The 21,529-nt window shown below is 67.5% G+C and carries 18 protein-coding genes and 1 pseudogene; 10 read left to right on the top strand and 9 right to left on the bottom strand.

The features are described 5' to 3' along the window. Nucleotides 1-376 precede the first annotated feature (376 nt). From QRO91_RS16380 to QRO91_RS16365, 4 genes are read right to left on the bottom strand one after another with little or no spacing between them, the layout of a single operon-like run. Entirely contained in the window at nt 377-1,027 is a 651-nt protein-coding gene (locus QRO91_RS16380; protein WP_049426914.1) for a response regulator transcription factor, read from the bottom strand. Nucleotides 1,028-1,087: 60 nt separating this feature from the next. After that, nucleotides 1,088-2,143 carry an ABC transporter substrate-binding protein gene (locus tag QRO91_RS16375; protein ID WP_049426912.1) on the bottom strand — a complete coding sequence of 352 codons (1,056 nt, stop codon included), beginning with the start codon at nt 2,141-2,143 and terminating at the stop codon, nt 1,088-1,090. Further along, complete coding sequence (locus QRO91_RS16370; protein WP_049426916.1) at nt 2,140-3,531, bottom strand: sensor histidine kinase; 1,392 nt, start codon at nt 3,529-3,531, stop codon at nt 2,140-2,142. The genes QRO91_RS16375 and QRO91_RS16370 overlap by 4 nt, the downstream gene beginning before the upstream one ends. Then, a complete protein-coding gene (locus QRO91_RS16365) occupies nt 3,524-4,213 on the bottom strand; it encodes a response regulator transcription factor (protein ID WP_049426910.1) in 690 nt (229 codons plus the stop codon). The genes QRO91_RS16370 and QRO91_RS16365 overlap by 8 nt, the downstream gene beginning before the upstream one ends. A 232-nt stretch (nt 4,214-4,445) precedes the next feature. On the opposite strand from QRO91_RS16365, the gene QRO91_RS16360 reads away from it, so the two are divergent. The 4 genes from QRO91_RS16360 (at nt 4,446) to QRO91_RS16345 (ending at nt 10,275) form a co-directional block, all read left to right on the top strand. Beyond that, nucleotides 4,446-5,585 (top strand): OprO/OprP family phosphate-selective porin, encoded by a 1,140-nt coding sequence (locus QRO91_RS16360; RefSeq protein WP_134735771.1) that lies wholly within the window; start codon nt 4,446-4,448, stop codon nt 5,583-5,585. Nucleotides 5,586-5,660: 75 nt separating this feature from the next. Then, entirely contained in the window at nt 5,661-6,989 is a 1,329-nt protein-coding gene (locus tag QRO91_RS16355; protein ID WP_005419191.1) for a CitMHS family transporter, read from the top strand. Between the two features lie 24 nt (nt 6,990-7,013). Continuing rightward, nucleotides 7,014-7,754, top strand: coding sequence for an acetoacetyl-CoA reductase (gene phbB / locus QRO91_RS16350; protein ID WP_012481221.1), 741 nt, complete (start codon nt 7,014-7,016; stop codon nt 7,752-7,754). A gap of 226 nt (nt 7,755-7,980) precedes the next feature. After that, a complete protein-coding gene (locus QRO91_RS16345; RefSeq protein ID WP_049426906.1) occupies nt 7,981-10,275 on the top strand; it encodes a TonB-dependent receptor in 2,295 nt (764 codons plus the stop codon). 444 nt (nt 10,276-10,719) lie between these two features. Here QRO91_RS16345 and QRO91_RS16340 read toward each other — a convergent pair whose 3' ends face one another. Further along, nucleotides 10,720-11,973, bottom strand: a complete 1,254-nt coding sequence (locus tag QRO91_RS16340) for a flavohemoglobin expression-modulating QEGLA motif protein (RefSeq protein ID WP_197650598.1) — start codon at nt 11,971-11,973, stop codon at nt 10,720-10,722. A 123-nt stretch (nt 11,974-12,096) separates the two neighbouring features. Further along, nucleotides 12,097-13,206, bottom strand: coding sequence for a ribosome small subunit-dependent GTPase A (rsgA, locus tag QRO91_RS16335; protein WP_285310474.1), 1,110 nt, complete (start codon nt 13,204-13,206; stop codon nt 12,097-12,099). Nucleotides 13,207-13,320: 114 nt separating this feature from the next. On the opposite strand from rsgA, the gene QRO91_RS16330 reads away from it, so the two are divergent. From QRO91_RS16330 to QRO91_RS16320, 3 genes are read left to right on the top strand one after another with little or no spacing between them, the layout of a single operon-like run. Continuing rightward, complete coding sequence (locus QRO91_RS16330) at nt 13,321-14,595, top strand: pyridoxal phosphate-dependent aminotransferase (RefSeq protein ID WP_197650599.1); 1,275 nt, start codon at nt 13,321-13,323, stop codon at nt 14,593-14,595. 3 nt (nt 14,596-14,598) lie between these two features. Then, on the top strand, nt 14,599-15,216 hold the full coding sequence (locus QRO91_RS16325; RefSeq protein ID WP_049426659.1) for an SGNH/GDSL hydrolase family protein: 618 nt from the start codon (nt 14,599-14,601) through the stop codon (nt 15,214-15,216). A gap of 4 nt (nt 15,217-15,220) precedes the next feature. Continuing rightward, a complete protein-coding gene (locus QRO91_RS16320) occupies nt 15,221-15,940 on the top strand; it encodes a class I SAM-dependent methyltransferase (RefSeq protein ID WP_049426660.1) in 720 nt (239 codons plus the stop codon). 163 nt (nt 15,941-16,103) lie between these two features. Here the strand turns inward: QRO91_RS16320 and QRO91_RS16315 are convergent, their stop codons facing one another. Further along, nucleotides 16,104-16,883 (bottom strand): polysaccharide deacetylase family protein, encoded by a 780-nt coding sequence (locus QRO91_RS16315; RefSeq protein WP_049426661.1) that lies wholly within the window; start codon nt 16,881-16,883, stop codon nt 16,104-16,106. Between the two features lie 59 nt (nt 16,884-16,942). Here QRO91_RS16315 and grxD point away from each other — a divergent pair, with 59 nt between their 5' ends. Then, entirely contained in the window at nt 16,943-17,869 is a 927-nt protein-coding gene (gene grxD, locus QRO91_RS16310; protein WP_049426662.1) for a Grx4 family monothiol glutaredoxin, read from the top strand. Between the two features lie 119 nt (nt 17,870-17,988). On the opposite strand, the gene QRO91_RS16305 is transcribed toward grxD, so the two are convergent. Both QRO91_RS16305 and QRO91_RS16300 read right to left on the bottom strand, forming a co-directional pair. Further along, the gene (locus QRO91_RS16305; protein ID WP_049428215.1) at nt 17,989-18,528 is read right to left on the bottom strand and encodes a DUF924 family protein; all 540 of its coding nucleotides are present in this window, start codon (nt 18,526-18,528) and stop codon (nt 17,989-17,991) included. A 43-nt stretch (nt 18,529-18,571) separates the two neighbouring features. Further along, nucleotides 18,572-19,348 carry an AMP nucleosidase gene (locus QRO91_RS16300; RefSeq protein WP_005414446.1) on the bottom strand — a complete coding sequence of 259 codons (777 nt, stop codon included), beginning with the start codon at nt 19,346-19,348 and terminating at the stop codon, nt 18,572-18,574. Between the two features lie 218 nt (nt 19,349-19,566). Between QRO91_RS16300 and QRO91_RS16295 the strand changes: the two genes are divergently transcribed. Next, the gene (locus tag QRO91_RS16295; protein ID WP_285310473.1) at nt 19,567-20,910 is read left to right on the top strand and encodes an amidohydrolase; all 1,344 of its coding nucleotides are present in this window, start codon (nt 19,567-19,569) and stop codon (nt 20,908-20,910) included. After that, nucleotides 20,910-21,529 (top strand): annotated as a pseudogene (locus QRO91_RS16290) (amidohydrolase); the annotation flags it as partial. The gene QRO91_RS16295 and the pseudogene QRO91_RS16290, both read left to right, overlap by 1 nt.

Genomic DNA, 21,529 nt, shown 5'->3' with positions numbered 1-21,529 from the left:
GCGCGGATGTAGCGCTAAGGGGGGGGGGGGCGCCCCGAGGCGCGCCGCCCCCCCCCCCCCCCCCCCCCCCCCCCCCGGCCGCTGACAGTTCACGGATGTTCTCCACCCACGGAGAAGAAAAAGAAGATCAAAAGCGGTCGCGCGCTGCGCTTGCTCGTGTAGAGCCGAGCCCATGCTCGGCTTCGCGGGCCGACCGGAAAGCAGCCGAGCGTGGGCTCGGCTCTACAAAAGGCGGCCTGCCAGGCTGCTTTTTCTTTTGATCTTCTTTTTCTTATCCGTGGCGTCCACCGCGCACCCCACCCGACCGGCTCACTCGCAGCTTTTGCTTTCAACGCCCCCAAAACCACCCACGAGGGGCTGCGCCGTTGGCTGGAAACTACAACCCGATGCCGGCGTCGCCTTCCGGCTCCAGCGCCTTCACCAGCACCGCCGCCTGTGTGCGGCTGTGGCATTCGAGTTTCTTCAGGATCGCGGTGACATGCACCTTCACCGTGTTCTCGGCCAGGCCCAACGTATAGGCGATCTGCTTGTTCAGCAGGCCATCGGCCAGGCACAGCAGCACCCGGAACTGCTGCGGCGTCAGCTGCGCCAGGCGGCTGGCCAGCAGCGCATCGGCCTCGGAACGCTCCGCCGCCATCGCCGGGAACCACAGGCCACCGTCGAGCACCGACTGCACCGCCTCGCCGATGGTCTCGGCCGGGGCCGACTTCGGGATGAAACCGGCTGCGCCGAACTGCTGGGCACGGCGGATCACCCGCGGATGGTCGTTGGACGAGAGGATCACCACCGGGATGTCCGGATGCGAGCCACGCACGTGCAGCAGCGCGGAAAAACCATGCGCACCGGGCATGGTCAGGTCCAGCAGCACCAGATCGACCTCGGGCTGCGCATCAAGGGCTTCGGCCAGCGCATCGGCACTGGCCACCTCGCGCACCTGTGCCAGCGGCAGGCTCTGCCGCAAGGACTGCACCACCGCCGAACGCAGCAGCGGATGGTCATCGGCGATCAGGATGGTGTATTCGCTCATGCCGACATTGTACGGGCAGCAAACCGCATCCGCCGGGCATGGCCCGGCGCTACCAGCACATCAGCGCCCTGCCGGCTCTACGCTGCTGCGCCAGGCGTCGAGGAACTGGCGGCGCTTGAGCGCGTCCAGGTACACCAGCAGGCCGGGGCCAAGCTGGATCGGGCGGCGGCTACGGCCCGGTGCGTCTTCGCCCCGTGCGCTGCCGGTCACGATCGGCATCAGCCGCGCTTCGCGCGACAGCACCTGCTGGCCACGCGGCGAGAGCAGGTAATCGAGGAAGCGCCGCGCCTCTTCCGGGTGCGGGCCGGTGCGCGGTATGACTGCGGTGCGCAGTACCACCAGCGTGTAGTCCTCGGGCTCGACGATGGCCAGCGGCGCGCCGGCATCGACACGGGCCTGCGCGTAGGAGCCGAGCACGTTGTAGACCAGTGACAACTGGCCGTTGGCGACCTGGTCCAGCAGCACGCCGGTGCGTTCCTCGCGCACCACGTCGTTGTCGCCGAGCGCACCCAGCAACGCACCTGCGATGCTACCGCGCTGTGCGTCCTGGGTGGCCAGCAGGTAGCCGACGCTGCTGCGCTCGATGTCATAGGTGCCGACCCTGCCGCGCAGCGGTGCGCCTTCGGCACGCAAGCGATCAAGCAGCTGGCGGCGCGTATGCGGCACCTTTGCCGCGGCCAGCGCGCGGGTGTTGTAGACCATCACCACCGGCTCGTAGCTGATGCCGAAGGCCTCGTTGCGCCACTGCGCCCAGGCCGGCAGTGCGGCAGTCTGCGCCGAGCGATGCGGCAGTGCGTGGCCATCGTTGACCAGCTTGGTCTGCAGGTCCATGCCGCTGGAGATCAGCAGGTCCGGCGATGCCGGTCCGCCGCGGTCGTGCAGGTAACGCGCGTACAGGTCCTGGGTGATGATGTCCTCGTACACCACTTCAGTGCCCGGATGCAGGCGCTGGTAGTCGGCGATGACCACCGCGAACACTTCGATGTCGGTGGTGCCGTGGATGCGCAGCTGCGCGGTGACCGCTCCCTGTGCGGGGAAACGGCGCACATCGCCGGGCGCGGCCAGCACCGGCAAGGCCAGCAGCAAGGCAACGGCAGCGGCGAACAGGCGGATCATGAACTGCTCCGTGGCAGACGGATGGTGGCGATCAGCCCGCCCTGCGGGCGGTTGCTGAGGTCGATGCGGCCGCCATGGCTGTCGACCACGCGCTTGACGATAGCCAGGCCCAGCCCGGCGCCGCCGGACGGCGCGCCTTCGCCACGGGCGAAGCGCTCGAACACGCGTTCGGCATCAGCGGGCGCGATGCCTGCACCATGGTCGGCGATGGTCAGCACCGCCTGCCCGCCTTCCACGGTCAACGCGATCTGCAACGGACCGTCGCCGCCGTACTTCAGCGCGTTGTCGACCAGATTCTTGATCGCCTCGCGCAGCAGCAGCGCGTCGCCGTGCACCTGCACCGGCTCGGCGGTCATCGCAAGTTGCACGCGCGGTGCCGGGCCGGCCTGCGGCAGGGCTTCATGCAGGGCCTGGTGCACGGTTTCGGCCAGGTCCACCGCCGCAAAGCGCTGCAGGTGCGAACGATGGATCACGCTGGCATCGCTGAGCAGCTGGTTGAGCAGGCGGCTCATGTGCGTGGCATTGCGTTCGATCGCCTGCAGGCTGCGGCGCATGTCGTCCGGATCGTCATCATCCAGCGCCAGCTGTGCCTGCGCGCGCAGCGCCGCCAGCGGCGTTCGCATCTGGTGCGCGGCCTCGGCCATGAACGCACGCAGCGTTTCGTTGCTGCTGGACAGGCGTTCCATGAAGCGGTTCAGTGCCGCCACCATCTGGTCCATCTCGCGCGGCACGCGCGCGTCCAGCGGCTTCAGGTCGGACGGTTCGCGCCGCGACAGCTCGCGCTCCACCCGTACCAGCGGGCGGAACGCGCGATGCACGCCGAACGCCACCAGCGCCAGCAACAGGCCGGACAGCACACCGATCGCCAACAGCGCACGGTTGACCATGTCCTGCGCCACGGCTTCGCGGGCACGCCGGGTCTGGCCCACCTGCACCTGCACCTCGCCCTGCGCCGAGGCCGCGGCGAAACTGCGGCTGACCACCACGAAGCGCACCGTCTCACCGCTGTAGGCAGCATCGAACAACTGCGGCTGCGTACCGGGCCGACGCGGCGGCGACGGCAGATCGGCATAACCGGTGATCAGGTTGCCGCGGCTGTCGGCGACGCGATAGAACACGCGATCTTCTGGCGCCATCGCCAGCAGATCCAGCGCCGCATACGGCAGATCCACCTGCCACTGCCCATCGACCAGGGCGACCGAATCGGCGATGGACAACGCCGAAGACACCAGCAGGTGATCGTAGGAACGGTTTGCCGCACGCTGGCCATAGTCGCGCGCGGCGAACAGCAGCGCCACCGCGAACACCGCCAGCAACGCACCGAGGTAGAGCAGCAGCGTGCGCCGCAGCGAGCCCGGCGCCGCGTTCGCAGCGCGTACGTCAGCCATCGGCGTCGGCGCTGCCATCACTGGCTTCCAGCAGGTAGCCGACACCGCGCACGGTGGTGATGCGCAGCGGTGCGCCCGCCAGTTTCTTCCGCAGGCGACCGACGTACAGTTCGATGGCATTCGGACCGGCTTCGTCGTCGAAGCCGAACAGGCCGTTGCCGATCTCGTCCTTGCCCACTACCTGGCCCATACGGCCGACCAGGATCTCCAGCAGGCGGTATTCGCGGTTGGGCAGCTCGATCGGTTCGCCGTCGAGCGTGACCCGGTGCGCCGCGTTGTCGAACTGGAAGCCACCGACCTGCACCACCTCGCTTGCCTGGCCACGCGCACGCCGCAGCAGCACGCGGCAGCGCGCCTCGAACTCGCGGAAATCGAACGGCTTGCCGAGGTAGTCGTCGGCGCCGACATCCAGCGCCTGTACGCGGTCCTCGATGCCGTCCCGTGCAGTCAGCATCAGCACCGGCGTGCTGTCGCCGCGCTCGCGCATGCCGGCCAGCACGCGCAGGCCGTCGAGCTTGGGCAGGCCGATATCCAGCACTACCAGGTCGAAGCTCTGGTAGCGCAGCACGCTGGCGGCGGCCAGGCCGTCGGCCTGCCAGTCCACGGCATGGCCACTGCGACGCATGCGACGGATGATCGCATCGGCCAGATCCGGGTTGTCTTCGACCAGCAGCAGGCGCATGGGCACGACGGTGGGAGGGGAAGCGAATGCTACCGCATGGCGCCGGGTCCGCCCGCCGGGGCGCGCCCGGCGGCCTTTTACGCTGCACCGCACAATCCGTTGACAGGACGATGACAGCTTGCCCGACCCAGACTGCGGCCGCGCACCGTCCGGTGCCCACGATTGCCGCGCGCCTGGCGCGCACCTGGGAGGGTTTGTGGAATTCACGTTTGCCTGGCGGCGTCCTGCCGCCATGATGGCGCTGGCTGCGCTGTCGGCGCCGGCCTTCGCTGCCGAAGACGACCGTCCGGTCACCGCCACTCTCGGTGGCCGCCTGCACCTGGACTTCGCCACCTTCGACAACGACAACCGCGGCACCCCGAACAAGGACGACACCGAAATCCGCCGTGCGTGGGTTGACGTGTCTGGCAAGTTCTTCGTAGTCGACTACAAGCTGGAGGCCGATTTCTCCGGCGACCGCGTCGAGGCCAAGGACGTGTACCTGGCGCGCAGCTTCGGCAAGGCCGGCAAGCTCACCGTCGGCCAGTTCAAGCAGTACTTCTCGCTGGATGACCGCACCAGCTCCAACTACGGCAGCTTCCTGGAGCGCGGCAATGCCGGCACCACGCTGGCGCCGCTGTACCGTCTGGGCGCGTCGTGGCAGGCCAATCCGGGTGACTTCACCTGGGCCGCCAGCATCTACAGCCTGGAAAGCATCGACGCCTGGCAGGTGAAGGGGCGTGCTGCCGGTGGCCGTGTCACCTGGGCGCCCTCGCCCGCCGATGGCGACGTGCTGCACCTGGGCCTGTCGCTGGCCCGCGAGGCCTATGACAATCCGGGCGCGAACGGCGTTCCGGGCCTGAAGATCCGTCCGCGCCCGGCCGGCCACCTGTCCGACAACAGCCGCCTGACCCTGGTCGACTTCTCGGCCGGCCGCGATACCGACGTCAACAAATGGTCGCTGGAGTACGCGCAGGTGCGCGGCCCGTTGTCGTGGCAGGGCGAGTTCAGTGGCGCCACCTTCGATGACGGTGCGCAGCGCGGCGACGTGATGGCCGCCTACGGCATGGTCAGCTGGTTCGTCACCGGCGAAAGCCGCGCCTACGACCGTAAGACCGGCCGCTTCGCGCGGGTGAAGGATATCCGCCACAAGGCCGGCGCGTTCGAAGTGGCGCTGCGCTACGACCAGATGTGGGGCGCGCAGCATCTCGATGGTGCGCCGGACCTGCGCCGCGGCAGCACCGAGGCGTGGACGCTGGGTGGCAACTGGTACCTGCGCGACAACCTGCGCTTCATGCTCAACGTGATCGAAAGCCGCAACCGCGACCGCCTTGCCGGGGTGACGGTGGACCGCACGCGCGCGGTCACCGGCCGCCTGCAGTACGACTTCTAAGCCCGAATTCCCGGGCATGCCGCCCGGGCCCCTTCCACTCCCCCACGTCCTGTATTCGCAAGGAGTCCGCAGATGATGCTGAGCATCCTCGGCTTTGGCATGGTCATTACATTCATGTACTTGATCATGAGCAAGCGGCTGTCGCCGCTGGTGGCCCTGATCACCATTCCCATCCTGTTCGCGCTGATCGGCGGCTTCGGCGCCGGCATCGACGAGATGATGCTGGAGGGCATCAAGAAGATCGCGCCGACCGGCGTGATGCTGATGTTCGCCATCCTCTACTTCGGCGTGATGATCGATGCCGGCCTGTTCGATCCGCTGGTTCGGGTGATCCTGCGCTTCGTCAAGGGCGATCCGATGAAGATCGTGCTCGGCACCGCGGTGCTGGCGATGCTGATCTCGCTGGACGGCGACGGCTCGACCACCTACATGATCACCGTCTCGGCGATGCTGCCGCTGTACCAGCGCCTCGGCATGAACGCGCTGAACATGACCTGCGTGACCATCCTGGCCGGCGGCGTGATGAACCTGACCCCGTGGGGCGGCCCGACCGCACGTGCGGCCACCGCGCTGCACGTGGATCCGGCTGATGTGTTCGTGCCGCTGATCCCGTCGATGGTGATCGCCTGTGCCGGTGTGCTGCTGCTGGCCTGGTACCTGGGCCTGAAGGAACGCCGTCGCCTTGGCGTGGTGACCCTGCCCAAGGGCGGCAGCTGGATGGACAACAGCGTGTCCGACGACAGCAATCCGCTGCCGACCGTGGAAGACGCCGAGGACATCAAGCGTCCGAAGCTGCTGTGGGTCAACCTGGCCCTGACCGTGGCACTGATGACCGCGCTGATCATCGGCGTGCTGCCGATGCCGGTGCTGTTCATGGTCGGCTTCGCCATCGCGCTGGTGATCAACTACCCGAACCTGGCCGAGCAGCGCCGCCGCGTGGTCAACCATGCAGGCAACGTGCTGTCGGTGGTGTCGCTGATCTTCGCCGCGGGCATCTTCACCGGCATCCTCAACAACACCGGCATGGTCGAAGCCATGTCGCACAGCTTCCTGGCGGTGATTCCGGAATCGTGGGGCCCGTACCTGGCGGTGATCACCGCCGTGGCGTCGATGCCGTTCACCTTCTTCATGTCCAACGACGCCTTCTACTTCGGCGTGCTGCCGATCCTGTCCGAGGCCGCCGGCAACTACGGCATCACCCCGGTGGAGATGGCGCGCGCCTCGCTGGCCGGCCAGCCGGTGCACCTGCTCAGCCCGCTGGTGCCCTCTACCTACCTGCTGGTGGGCCTGGCCAAGGTCGAATTCGCCGACCACCAGAAGTTCACCCTGAAGTGGGCCATCGCCATCTCGATGCTGCTGATGATCGGCAGCCTGCTGTTCGGCCTGTATCCCCTCGCCGCCTGACCCCTTGCCAAGGAGCCTTCTGCAATGACGCTTCGAATCGCTTACGTCACCAGTGGAATGGGCAGTGTCGGCACTGCCATCTGCCAGAGCCTGGCCCGCAGCGGCCACACCGTGGTTGCCGGCTGCGCGCCGAACTCGCCGCGCAAGGCCAACTGGCTGCGCGAGCAGCGCGAACAGGGTTTCGATTTCATTGCCTCCGAGGGCAACGCCACCGACTGGGCCTCGACCAGCGCCGCGTTCGCCAAGGTGCGTGCCGAGGTCGGCGAGGTGGACGTGCTGGTCAACAATTCCGGCGGCAGCCGCGATCTGCTGTTCCGGCAGATGACGGTGGAAGACTGGAACGCGGTGATCGCGTCCAACCTCAATTCGCTGTTCAACCTGACCAAGCAGGTGGTCGATGGAATGGCCACGCGTGGCTGGGGCCGCATCATCAACATCGGTTCGGTCAGCGCCCACAAGGGCCAGATCGGGCAGGTGAACTACGCCACCGCCAAGGCCGCGATGCACGGTTTCAGCCGTGCACTGGCTGCCGAAGTTGCGTCGCGCGGGGTCACCGTCAACACGCTGTCGCCGGGCTACATTGCCAGCCAGGCGATCAGCAGCTTCCCGCCGGACGTGCTGGACCGGCTGGCCGCCTCGGTACCGGTGCGCCGCCTCGGTCGCCCGGAAGAAGTGGCCGGCCTGTGCGCGTGGCTGGCCTCGGACGAAGCCTCGTACGTGACCGGCGCCGACTATCCGGTCAACGGCGGCCTGTACATGGGTTGAGCCCGTCTCCACGCAATGCGTGGACCGCCTCCCCCACGGAGTGCGCGGGGCCGGTGAACCTTTGCTTGCGAGGGGGATCCGGCCCCTTTTTTCATTCGGCTGCCAGACCTGCGCCGGTCCTGCACCGTTCGTTGGTTTTTCGTAAAGAAGGTTTCATGTTCCGTTCGCATAGTGGCCAAGCACCGCGCACGCGTGCCGGTGACCACCCCCAATGCAACGGACCACCATGCAGACCCGATACCTGACGATCGCCGTGGCGATCGCGCTCTCCGCCGCCAGCGCCCACGCTGCCACCACCGCCGATACCGGCGCCAGCACCGATGCCGCGCTGAGCGCGCAGACGCTGGATACCGTCTCCGTGATCGGCCAGGGCGAGACCCGCCAGGTGCAGCGCATCACCACCGTCGACAAGCAGGTGCTGCCGCCGGGTACCAGTGGCCAGAAGATCCTCGACCGCCTGCCGGGCGTGTCGGTGCAGTCCAACGATGCCTTCGGTGCCAATGAGGAATCGCAGACCATCAGCCTGCGTGGCTTCGACAAGAGCCGGCTGGGTTACACGCTCGATGGCATTCCGCTGGGTGACAACAGCTACGGCAACTACAACGGCCTGAGCATCGCCCGCGCGATCATCGCCGAGAACCTGGCTGGCGCCGAACTGTCGCAGGGCATCGGCTCGCTGGGCGTGGCCTCGACCAGCAACCTGGGCGGCACCATCCAGTATTTCTCGATGGACCCGTCCACCGAATTCGGTGGACGCGCCAGCGTCACCGTCGGCGACAACAACCAGCGCCGTGGCTACCTGCGCGTGGATACCGGCGACCTCAACGGCTTCTCGGCCTATGTGTCCGGCGTGCACCAGGACCAGGACATGTGGGCCGCGCCGTACCAGAACCAGACCACCCGCCAGTTCAATGCCAAGGCGGTGTGGAATGTCGGCGACCACCGCTTCGGTGCGTTCGTGGCCACCTCGCGCGCCAGCCAGGCCAACTACGCCTACCTGTCCAAGGACATGCTGGCCCGCGGCCTGGGCTATGACTGGAACATCTACGCACCGGACTGGGATCGCGCCGTCGCTGCCGCGTACTGCGCACCGGGCACGCTTGACCGCAGCAAGTGCAAGTTCAGTGGCGGCGTCACCAGCATCGACGATGCCTACTACCAGAGCCGTGCGCTGCGCGACGACAACCTGTACTCGGTTGATGCAGACCTGCGTCTGGGTGAGCAGGGTCGCCTGAAGCTGCTGGCCTACCACCATGACAACCGTGGTCAGGGCCACTGGTGGGCACCGGGCCAGCCGTCCTACCCGGGCACCGACAAGATGCTGCCGATCTCGATCCGCAGCACCAACTACACGATCAACCGCGATGGCCTGACCGCCGCGCTGTCGTGGACGGTGGGCATCCACGAACTGGAGGCCGGGCTGTGGTACGAGCAGAACGACCATAACGTCTCGCGCAACTTCTACTACATCAGCGGCCCGTTCCTGGACGACCTGTACCTGAAGAACCCGGACCGCCTGCTGTTCAACCAGGACTTCGACATCCGCACGCGCCAGTTCTACGTGCAGGACCGCATGCGCTTCCTGGACCAGCGCCTGACTGTGGACGTGGGCATCAAGAGCCCCAACACCCGCATGCGCGCCACTGCCAAGCCGGGCGTGGAAACCAGCATCGCCTCGGGCACGCTGACCGCCAGGGAATCGGTGCTGCCGCAGGTAGGCCTGGGCTTCAAGCTCAACGCCAACAACGAGTTGTTCGCCTCGTACGCCGAGAACATCGCCGCCTTCGTCGGTGGCGGCAGCGGTGGCCCGCTGCAGGTGTCGCCGGAATCGTTCGCGGCCAGCGCCGGCCTGGAGCCGGAGAAGTCCAAGAGCCTTGAAGCCGGCTTCCGTACCTTTGGCGAGAAGTACCAGGCCTCGATCGCCGCCTACAACGTGAAGTTCGACAACCGCCTGCTGTCGCTGAATCCGTGTTCCAGCATCGAAGTCGGTACGCGTCCGGAGTGCGTGACGCGCTTCATCAACGTCGGTTCGGTGAAGAGCCACGGTGCGGAGCTGACCTTCATCCTCAAGCCGATCGACGGCCTGCAGTGGTACAACGCGCTGTCCTGGAACAAGACCACCTACGAGGATGACTACACCTCGGGCGGCGCCATCGTGCCGGTAGCCGGCAAGATCACGGTGGATACGCCGCAGCGCATGGCCTCCAGTGAAATCAGCTGGAACCGCGACGGCTTCTTCGCCAGCCTGCGTGCCAAGTACACCGGCAAGCGCTACTACACCTACACCAACGACCAGTCTGTGCCGGGCGTGACCACCTTCGACGCCGGTGCGGGCTACGACTTCGGCCCGGGCCTGGGCCTGCGCAACGTGCGGGTGTCGTTGAATGCGACCAACCTGACCAACAAGCGCTATGCGGGCCAGCTGAGTTCGTTCGCACCGACCGATCCGAAGGGCACGCGGTATGCGATCCATGCGAGCGCGCCGCGGCAGCTGTTCATGACGGTGGCGGCGGAGTTCTAAGTCAGAAGCGGGCGCTGCGGCGCATTGCGTATTTCTGCATGGCGCGGGTAGGCAGGCCCATGCAGGACACGCCGTAAACCCGTCCTTGGGGGCTCGATGGCGCCATCCATGGCGCCAACGGTCCTGCATGGGCCTGCCTACCCGCGCCCGACAATTTCCTGCGCCGGCGCGGAGGCAATGGAAAGCAAGAGCAAAAGCAAAAGCAGAGAGCCGGGCATTGCCCGGCTCTCTGCTTTTCAAGCTCTTCAAGCGCAATCCCTCTGGTGGACTGCTGGCCGTCTCGCGGGAAATTGTCTGGAGCGGGAGGCTTGCGCTGGCCAGGACCGTCCACGGCATGGATGCCGTGGCCGAGCCTACAGGGACGTACTTGCGGCGTGTCCTGGCCAGCGCAAGCCTCCCGCTCTCCCCGATATCAATCAAGACGCCACAATCCGCCAACGCATTTCATTCCGGCGCCAGCTGGTCCATCCGTATCCGGTTGGCAAACAGCGAAAACGCCAGCATCCCGGCCAGGCCGTTCGCCCGGCTCACCCAGTGCGGCAGCCAGCGCGGCGGCTTCAGCACACCCGCTTCGAACAGTGGCGCGAAGGCAATCGCATCGGCCAGGCTCATCTTGCCGGCAAACAACCAGCGGCAGACCTGCAGGCGGTCCTCGGCCAGCATGTGGCGGAAGAAGGTGTGCACCGACACCAGGCCGCGCAGGTACACCGTGTCCTTGGTGAAGGCCAGGCCGCCATTCGGCGGCACCCCACGGAACACGCGCTGTGCCGACGCAAAGCTCTCTTCGGCGTTCTGCCCGGCATTGCAGAAGTAGCGGAACACCTCGATGAAATCGGCACCTTCGCGCGCCATTGCAATCGCTTCGGTACGCAGGCTGATGCGCTTGAGGCGCTCGATGTCGATGCTGCCGGTGATCTGTTCGGCGAAAGTAGCCAGTCCTTCCTGGGTTGCCGTCACCCGTGGCGACGACAGCGCCAGGCTGGGCAGCACCGGCTGCTCGCGGCCGTTCAAAGCGGTCAGCGAATGCACCAGTGCTTCGTGGTGGAACAGCTGCGCACGGTCGTAGGCACTGAAGCGCGCACTGGTGCGCAGGCGGATACGGGTCGGACCGGCGGCGGCCTTGGAGACCAGCTCCGGGTCGAGCTGTACCTGGATGATGCGCGATTCGAAGAACGCATCGAGGTCGTTCTGCAGTTGCAGTTGCAGGGCGATGGCCGAGACCGGCACCTGCTCTTCCGGCGCCAGCAGTTCGTGGTCCAGTTCGGCGGCGATCTGGATGAAGTGCCGCGCCGCTTCGCGCGTACTCGGGCCATTGCCTGGCAGCGGCTGCTCGGGCGCACCAAACAGCTGCACCGAACAGGTATCGACGACGGCGGTGCCCAGCCCTTCCAAGAGCTGCGCGGCCAGGTCCCAGCTCTGCGCCGACTGCTGCACGTAGTGTCCCAGCGGATGAGTGTCATCGCAGTCGGCGGCGATTGCGGCAAGCGCACGGCGCTCCTCGCTGAAATCCAGCCTCGGGTAGTCCACCTTCGGCAGCACCGGTTGCCCACGCGCCACGCTTTCCAGGAACGGCGCCTGCAGCGTTGCCGGCCAGCTGGTCAGGCCCAGCAGGCGGATGCCTCCCACGGCCTCGACCAGGCGCGCATCGAGCGCTGCATGGTGGGCCACGTCACGGTCCAGCGTCGCGGTCGGTTCCATGGGCGGACTATAGCGCCCTGCCGTATCCGGCGCTGTGCGCCGCCGCCCGAGCATCGGCTCGGGCGCTACAGGGTGTCCCAGGATGCAACCGTTGTAGAGCCGAGCCCATGCTCGGCTGCCTTGCTACCGCCTACGCGGCTTTCCGGCCGGGCGGAACTGCTGGCCCTTGCCCTTCCTGCCACCGCGCTCCTGCGCGGTCTCGGCCTGTCGAACGGCCAGCTTGGCGGCGGCGGCGGCCACTTCTTCCTTCAGCTTGAAGTAGTTCAGCAGCCGGCTCTCTTCAATCTCGCCGGCATCGATCGCCGCGCGCACCGCACAGCCCGGTTCCTGCTGGTGCTTGCAGTCGTTGAAGCGGCACTGTGCGGCCAGCGCTTCGATATCGGCGAAGCCACCTTCGGACAGTGTTTCTTCGCCGGTCGGCTTCAACTCGCGCATGCCAGGGGTATCGATCAGGCAGGCGCCCATCGGCAGCGGCATCAGCGCACGATGGGTGGTGGTGTGGCGGCCGCGCGAATCGTTGGCGCGCACCGCGTTGGTCTTCATCCGCTGCTCGCCGAGCAGCGTGTTTGTCAACGTGGACTTGCCGGCACCGGAGGAACCGACCAGCACCACGGTGCGGCCCGGGCCCAGCCACGGTTGCAGCACGGCAACGCTTCCGGCATCCAGGCCGTTGATCGCATGCAGGGCAATGCCCTGCATCTCCAGCTCTTCCAGCACCGCCAGTGCGTCCTCGCTGTACTCGGTCTGGTCGGCCTTGGTCAGCACCACCACCGGTTCGGCACCACCACCACCGACCAGCAGCAGGTAGCGCTCGATGCGGCGCGGATTGAAGTCGGCATCCAGCCCGCAGACGATGAACACCGTATCGATGTTGGCCGCGATCACCTGCTGGTGGTAATGCTCGCCGGCCGCGCCGCGCTTGATCGCGGTACGCCGCGGCAGCAGGGCGACGATGCGGATGCCGTCGAGCAGCACCCAGTCGCCCACCGCCGGCCGTTCATGGCTGGGGAAACGCGGGCGCTGCCATTCGGGCAGCGACTCGGCCTTGATCGAGGCGTACGGGCCATCGGCCACCACGTAGTGGGTGCGGTGCTGTTCGATCACCCGTGCCGGGCGGGCCTGCGGGTGCGCGGCCATCGCGGCCTGCCAGTCGGCCTGCTGCGCCGGGCCCGGCCAGGGCCAGCCGATGGTCTGCAGGGCGATGAAATCGGGGGTCTGGGTCATCGCCGCCATTCTACCTGTGCCGGCGCCCTGCCAGCCCAGCAGTGACGGGCCCGGAGCCCTTGCCATGCATTGCAGCAATTCCGGTAGGATGGAAGCCCCATGCCTTTTGACGGCCCATACCCCATGTCCACCTCCTCGCCCAAGCCCCTGGCCATCCGCGAGCGCCTTTCCGAAGTGCGCTACGAAATCCGCGGAGAACTGGCGCGGCGAGCCCGGGAGCTGGAGGCGCAGGGCCGCAAGCTGATCAAGCTCAACATCGGCAACCCGGGCAACTTCGGTTTCCGCGCGCCCGAGCACCTGCAGCGCGCGATCGCCGACGACATGGGCCGCACCGACCCGTACACCCACCAGCAGGGCCTGCCGGTGGCGCGCGAAGCGATCGCGTCGTACTACGCCCGCCGCGGTGCACCCGATGCGCACCCGGACCGCATGTTCGTCGGCAACGGCGTCAGCGAACTGATCGACCTGTCGCTGCGCGCACTGCTCAACCCGGGCGACGAAGTGCTGGTGCCCTCGCCGGACTACCCGCTGTGGTCGGCCTCGACCATCCTCAACGATGGCCGCCCGGTGTACTACCGCTGCGCCGCCGAATACGGCTTCCAGCCGGACCCGAGCGAGATCGAGGCCCTGGTCTCTTCGCGCACGCGCGCCATCGTGCTGATCAACCCGAACAACCCCAGCGGCGCCAGCTACCCCCGCGAACTGCTGGAGCGCGTGGTGGAGATCGCGCGCCGCCACAACCTGCTGTTGCTGGTCGATGAGATCTACGACCAGATCCTGTACGACGATGCGGTGTTCCAGCCGGTCGCGCCGCTGGCCGGCGACCACCCGTGCCTGACCTTCAGCGGCCTGAGCAAGGTGCACCGCGCCTGCGGCTGGCGCGTGGGCTGGGCCCACCTCAGCGGCGACGACGCGCGCCTGGGCGATTTCCGCGCCGCGCTGGACCTGCTCGGTGCGCTGCGCCTGTGCGCCAACGTGCCGGGGCAGTACGCCATCGAGGCTGCGGTGAATGGCCCGGACACCATTTCCGAGCTGTGCGCCCCCGGTGGCCGCCTGTATGAAACCCGCCGCGCGGTGATCGAAGCGTGCGAAGCCAGCGAGCACCTGTCACTGGTCGCGCCGGCTGGCGCGCTGTACGCGTTCCCGGCCGTGATCGGCGCCGCCGCCAAGGGCTTCGACGACCATAATTTCGCACTGGACCTGATGAACAACGAAGGCGTGCTGGTGGTGCCGGGCTCGAGCTTCAACGTGCCCTACCGCCATCATTTCCGCGTGACCCTGCTGCCGGAAGCCTCAGTGATGCGCGATGTGTTCGCCCGCATCAACCGCGTGCTGGCGCGCCGTGCCGAGGACGCGACCAAGGTCGTGCCGATGAAGCCACGCCGCTCGGTGGCCTGAGCCGTGGCGTTGTCCTACCTGGCGCTGGGCGATTCGTACACCATCGGTGAAGCGGTTGCAGTCGAAGGCCGTTGGCCGCACCAGCTGGCCGCTGCGCTGCGTGCGCAGGGCATCGACTTGTCCAACCCGCAGACCATTGCGACCACCGGCTGGACGACCGACGAGCTCGACGCGGGTATCGACGCGACCGCACCGCAGGGTCCGTTCGATTTCGTCAGCCTGCTGATCGGCGTCAACAACCAGTATCGCGGGCGTCCGCTGGACGAGTACCGCAACCAGTTCCAGGCCTTGCTGCAGCGGGCGATCGGCTTCGCCGGCGGTGATACCGGCCGCGTGCTGGTGCTGTCCTTCCCCGATTGGGGTGCCACCCCGTTCGGTGCCGGCAGTGGCCGCGACCTGGCCGCGATCGAGATCGAAACCGACGAGTTCAATGCCGCCGCCGAAGTGATCAGCACCAGGCACGGCGTGGCCTTCGTCGACATCACCGACATCAGCCGCGCACAGGGCGACCAACCGACGATGATCGCCGAAGACGGGCTGCACCCCTCGGCGAGGATGTACGCGCTGTGGAGCGCGCGCGCGCTGCCGGTTGCCGCGCATCTGCTTGGCGGCACGGACTGAGGCGATGGACGGCACGCCACGGAACGGCCCGCCCCTGCCCTGTACTCCCCTGACGGCCCCGCAGGCCCGCTTGATCGCCGAAGCGTTCCGCCCGGCGCAGGCCTGGGGCAACCGCCGCGACTACTACTACACCCGCAGCAAGCTCGGCAGCGATCCGCTGTACGACGGCGTGCTGCAGCATCTGCCTGACGACGGGCAGCCGGTGCTGGACCTGGGCTGCGGGCTGGGCCTGTTCGCCCATGTACTGCGCCAGCGTGGCGGTACCCAGCCCTACCTGGGCGTGGACGTGGATGCCGGCAAGATCGCCCGCGCGCAACGTGCCGCCGCCGGGCTGCATGACGTGCACTTCGACTGCGTGGACGTGCAGGCGCCACTGCCGGCGCAGGCCGGGCACGTCCTGCTGCTGGACGTGCTGCAGTACCTGGACGCGGGCCCGCAACAGGCGCTGCTGCGCGCCGCCAGCGAGCAGGTGGCACCCGGCGGCCGCCTGCTGCTGCGCACACCGCTTGCCACCGGCGATGGCCGCGACCGCACCACGCGGATGGCGGACCGGCTGGCCTGGCTGGTCGGCTGGATGGGCACGCGCCCGCGCCACTACCCCGATCCACGGGTACTGCAGACGACGCTTGCCGAAGCGGGATTGCAGGTGACCGCCCCCCGGCCGCTGCATGGGCGTACGCCCTTCAACAGCTGGCTGCTGGTGGCCGAACGCCCTGAGGTGTAGAGCCGAGCCCACGCTCGGCTGTGCTGTTGCGGTAGATCCACGCCATGCGTGGATGGCATACATGGCGGAGTCGAGCATGGCTCGACTCTACAATGTGTTTCTCGCGACCATTCCTGTAGAGCCGAGCCCACGCTCGGCTGCTCCACGCGGCCAGAACCCGGTGCTACGAGTCAGGCAGCTGCACCTTCAAGCCGCGCTCTTCCAGCGCCTGCAGCACGCGCTCGATGATCACCAGATTGTGGCCGTGGGCGGCGCCCTCGTGCAGCAGCACGATGGCCCCTGGGCGCAGGTCCGGCAGCAACCGCGCCAGCACGCTGTCCGGGGTGCAGCCGACGCCGTCGTAACCGCGCGCGCTCCAGCCCACGCGCGTCAGGCCCAGCGCCTTCAGCACCGGCGCCACGAACGGGTTGGTCATGCCCACCACCGAGCGATACCAGCGCACCGGATGCCCGCTCAGCGCCTGCAGCGCATGCTGGCAGCCTTCGATCTCGGCACGCATCGCCGCTGGGCCCAACCGCCAGAAGCGGGCCTGCGGGTGGCTGAGACTGTGATTGCCCAGATCGTGGCCACGGCGCAGGATCTCGGCCACCAGTTCCGGCTGTGCCAGCGCACGGTCCCCCACCAGGAAGAAGGTCGCACGCGCCTGGTGGCGGTCCAGCAGATCGAGCACGGCACGGGTTTCCGGGCCGGGGCCGTCATCGATCGTCAGCCAGACACTGTTGCCAGCGTCCGGCACCCGGCTGAGTACCGGTGCGTAGAAACGGCTGTTGGGCAGGAACACCGGCACCATGAACAGCGCATGGCTGGCCACCATCAGCGGCAGCCCCCAGTGCCACCCAGCCTGTACCCAGACCAGGATCACGGCCAGCTGCGACGCCACCAGCCAGGGCAGCCAGCGCCAGGGGCGGGCCGGGATGCGATGCAATGTTCCTGCGTTGCTCATCCCCCATGATGCCATGGGGGTTAGAATTGATGATTCGAATTCCCGGAACCCCGACGTCCATGTCCCTCGATCCCGCCCTGCGTTCGCGCATCGAATCCATCCTCAACGCCAACCGCGTCGTGCTGTTCATGAAGGGCCAGCCGTCGATGCCGCAGTGTGGTTTCTCGGCCAAGGCCGTGGGCGCGCTGCAGGACCTCGGTGTCGAGTTCGCCCACGTCAACGTGCTGGCCGACCAGGAAATCCGTGAAGGCATCAAGGCCTACGGCGACTGGCCGACCATCCCGCAGCTGTACATCGACGGCGAACTGGTCGGCGGCAGCGACATCGTGCTGCAGATGGCCGCCAGCGGCGAGCTGAGCAGCGTGCTGGGCCTGGCCGCACCGGACCGCACCCCGCCGAGCATCACCGTCACCCCGGCCGCCGTGGAAATGCTCAAGGGCGCGCTGGCCGACGCTCCGGGCGCTGCCCTGCAGCTGAGCATCGACGCCGGCTTCCAGCCGAACTTCCAGCTGGCCCCGCATGACGAAGGCGCGATCGCTGCCGAGTCCAACGGCCTGCGCGTGCAGTTCGACCTGTCCAGCGCCCGTCGCGCCAACGGCATCACCATCGACTGGGTGGACGACATCCGCGGCAAGGGCCTGGCGATCGACAACCCGAACGCACCGAAGCCGGTACAGGAAATCAGCGTGCGTGATGCCGACGACCTGGTGCGTGCCGGCAACATCACCCTGGTGGACGTGCGTCCGGCCGACGAGCGCGCCATCGCCGCCGTCGGCGTGCCGTTCAGGAGCTTCGACGGCAACGGCCGTGCGGAGCTGGAAGCCCTGCCGAAGGACACCGCACTGGCCTTCCTGTGCCACCACGGTGGCCGCAGCGCGCAGGCCGCCGAGCAGTTCCGTGCACTGGGCTTCACCAAGGTGTTCAACGTCACCGGCGGCATCAATGCCTGGTCCGAAGACGTGGACAACGGCGTGCCGAAGTACTGACCGGTCCCGGCATGGGGTCGACTTGGGGTCGGATCCCTTTCCGCAGGAAAGGGCTCTGACCCCAGCACAGAAAACGCCGGCATTCGCCGGCGTTTTCTGCATCCACGCATGGCGTGGACCTACCCGGCAAACCCGCCTTCGGCCAGGTAATCCAGCTCTTCCGCCGTGGGCAAGCGACCGAGCACGGCATTGCGATGCGGGAAACGACCGAAGCGGCGGATGATGTCGCGGTGCAATTCGGCGTACTGCAGGTATTCCTTGTCACCCAGCACGTCGAACATCGCCACCGAACGGTCCTGGTCCAGCGGATCCTCGGAGTGCTCGAACGGCAGGTAGATGAAGGCGCGCAGCTTCGGGACCAGCTGCAGGTCCAGACCTTCCTCGATGGCGCGCATGGCGTAGTGCCGGGCCAGGCCATCGGTGGCGTAGGAATGGGCGGTTCCACGGAAGCAGTTGCGCGGGAACTGGTCCAGCAGCAGCATCAGCGCCAGCGCCCCTTCGGCGCTGCCCAGCCAATGCTCGCGCGCGCGCGCGGCCGCGGCGAAATGCTCATCCAGAAACAACTGGCGGAACTGCGCGTCGAACGCATCGTCGCGGGCGAACCACTTCGCAGGGCCCGCTTCTTTCCAGAATTCCACCACTTGCGCGGCAACGTCCATCACCTACTCCCCAGGGCCGGCGCGCCGCGCCAGGCCATCATCATCATTCGTCGAAGCGCAGGTGGCGGACCGACTTGCCGTTGCGCCGGATAAGCTTAAGCGCCTCGATACCGATCTGGATATGGTTTTCCACGAACTGGGAGCTGACCTTGGCATCGGACGCCTCGGTCTTGACCCCGTCGGGGATCATCGGCTGGTCCGAGACCAGCAGCAGCGCGCCGCTGGGGATGTGGTTGGCGAAGCCGGCGGCGAACACCGTGGCCGTTTCCATGTCGATGGCCATGCAGCGCATCGCCCGCAGCCGCTCCTTGAAGGCCTCGTCGTGCTCCCAGACCCGGCGATTGGTGGTGTAGACGGTACCCGTCCAGTAGTCGTGGCCGAGGTCGCGGATCATGGTCGAGACCGCACGCTGCAGCGCGAATGCCGGCAACGCCGGTACTTCCGGCGGCAGGTAATCGCCCGAGGTGCCCTCGCCACGGATCGCGGCGATCGGCAGCACCAGGTCACCCAGCTGGTTCTTGCGCTTGAGGCCACCGCACTTGCCCAGGAACAGCACCGCCTTGGGCATCACTGCCGACAGCAGGTCCATGATGATCGCGGCATTGGGGCTGCCCATGCCGAAGTTGATCATGGTGATGCCGTCGATCGTGGCGCTGGCCATCGGCCGGTCCAGGCCGATGACGGGCGCACCGGTCAGCTCGGAAAAGGTGTGCAGGTAGCCACCGAAGTTGGTCAGCAGGATGTGCTGGCCGAACTGGTCCAGGGGCACGCCGGTATACCGGGGCAGCCAGTTGTCGACGATTTCCTGCTTGCTCTTCATGGGCGGTCCGGTACGGCGGGGGACCTGGTATTTTCAGCCACCCGGCCGGTGCAGTCGAGCCGCCGTCGACCGCCCTGTGAAGAAGGTCACTTGGCAAGCCCGCCACCACCGGGCTAGCGTCGGCGGTTGGACCACGCTGCAAGGGGAACTGCATGGCATCGACGTTGTTGCGCGCCGGGGTGGCCCTGGCACTGCTTTCATCGAGTACGGCTCCGGCGATGGGCGCCTCGCGCTTCGTCGCCGATCCCTACCCCAGCACCTACCAGGCCCATCCTGATGCGCCGGTGCTGATCCAGAACGCCACGGTGCTGACCGGTACCGGCCAGCGCCTGGACAACGCCGACGTACTGCTGCGCGACGGCCGCATTGTCGCCGTTGGCCGCCAGCTGCAGGCCGATGCGGGCGTCACCCGCATTGATGCACAGGGCAAGTGGGTCACCCCCGGCCTGATCGACGTGCATTCGCACCTGGGTGTCTACCCCAGCCCGGGCGTTGGCGCGCACAGCGACGGCAACGAGATCACCGCGCCAGTCACCGCCAACGTCTGGGCCGAGCACTCTGTGTGGCCGCAGGATCCGGGCTTCGCCACGGCGCTGGCCGGCGGCGTGACCAGCATGCAGGTGCTGCCCGGCTCGGCCAACCTGGTCGGCGGGCGCGGCGTGACCCTGAAGAACGTCCCGGCCATCACCTACCAGGCGATGAAGTTCCCCGGCGCACCGTGGGGCCTGAAGATGGCCTGCGGCGAGAACCCCAAGCGGGTCTACGGCGAAGGCAAGGGCGTAGCCCCGGCCACGCGCATGGGCAACGTGGCCGGCTACCGTGCTGCCTTCATCGATGCCGCCGACTACATCGCCAAGAACAAGCCCAAGCCGGCCAAGCGCAAGGGCTGGTTCGGCAGCGACAAGGGCGACAGCGCCGGTGATGCCGGCGGCAAGCGCGATCTCAAGCTGGACACGCTGGCCGGCGCCATCGAAGGCGACATCCGCGTGCACATCCACTGCTACCGCGCCGACGAAATGGCCACCATGCTCGACCTGGCCAAGGAATTCGGCTTCAAGGTGGCCGCCTTCCACCACGGCGTGGAGGCCTACAAGCTGGCCGACCGGCTGGCCGCCGACGGCGTCTGCGGCGCACTATGGGCCGACTGGTGGGGCTTCAAGATGGAAGCCTTCGACGGCATCCAGGAGAACATCGCGCTGGTCGACCGCCCGAAGAACAGCTGCGCCATCGTCCATTCCGATTCTCCCGAGGGCATCCAGCGCCTGAACCAGGAAGCGGCCAAGGTGATGGCGTCCGCGCGCCGCGCGCGCATGCCGGAGATCACGCCCGAACACGCCATCACCTGGATGACCGCCAACGCCGCCAAGGCACTGGGCATCGAAGGCCAGACCGGCACCCTGGAGGCCGGCAAGATGGCCGACGTGGTGGTGTGGAACGGCAACCCCTTCAGTTCCTACGCGCTGGCCGAGCAGGTCTTCATTGATGGCCGCCGGCTGTACGACCGTGGCGCGCCAGCGAGCACGCCGCGTTCCGATTTCCAGCTTGGCCAGGAGGTGCGCTGATGGGCGCGTTGAACAAGCGTCGTCGGGCATGGCCCGGCGCGACCGTGGTGGCATTGCTGTTGCTGGCAACCACGGCATCGGCACAGGACCTGCTGGTGCGCAACGCAACGGTGCACACGGCCAGCGCACGCGGCAGCCTGCAGAACACCGATGTGCTGGTCCAGGGTGGCATCATCCGTGCGGTCGGCCCCGGCCTGTCCGCGCCGGCCGGGGCGATCGTTGTCGAAGCCAATGAGCGGCCGCTGACCCCCGCCCTGTTCGGTGGCATCACCGAGACCGGCATCGAAGAGGTCTCGGGTGAATCGAGCACGGTGGACAGTTCGCTGAAGCTCGGCGAGCAGCCGCTGCGCCCGGAATTCGACGTCACCCTGGCCTACAACCCGGCCTCGGTGTTGATCCCGGTGACGCGGCTGGAGGGCTTCGGCTTCACCGCACTCGGCGCCGCCACCGGTGGCGCCTTCGTGGCCGGGCAGGGGGGCGTGTTCCGGCTGGATTGCAGCGTCGACGCGAACGGTCTGCGCGCGCTGTTCATGCGCCGGGGCTCGGCGCCATCGGTCGACACCCGGCAATCGCCCGCCCCGCCATGCTCGATGCTGCAGCCCATGGCACACGAAGAACG

Origin of the sequence: Stenotrophomonas maltophilia group sp. Smal32 (genome assembly GCF_030237085.1) — a bacterium.
Taxonomy (GTDB): domain Bacteria; phylum Pseudomonadota; class Gammaproteobacteria; order Xanthomonadales; family Xanthomonadaceae; genus Stenotrophomonas; species Stenotrophomonas maltophilia_Q.
Note: the sequence above shows the minus strand (reverse complement) of the source record. Positions and strands in the feature narration are given on the sequence as shown.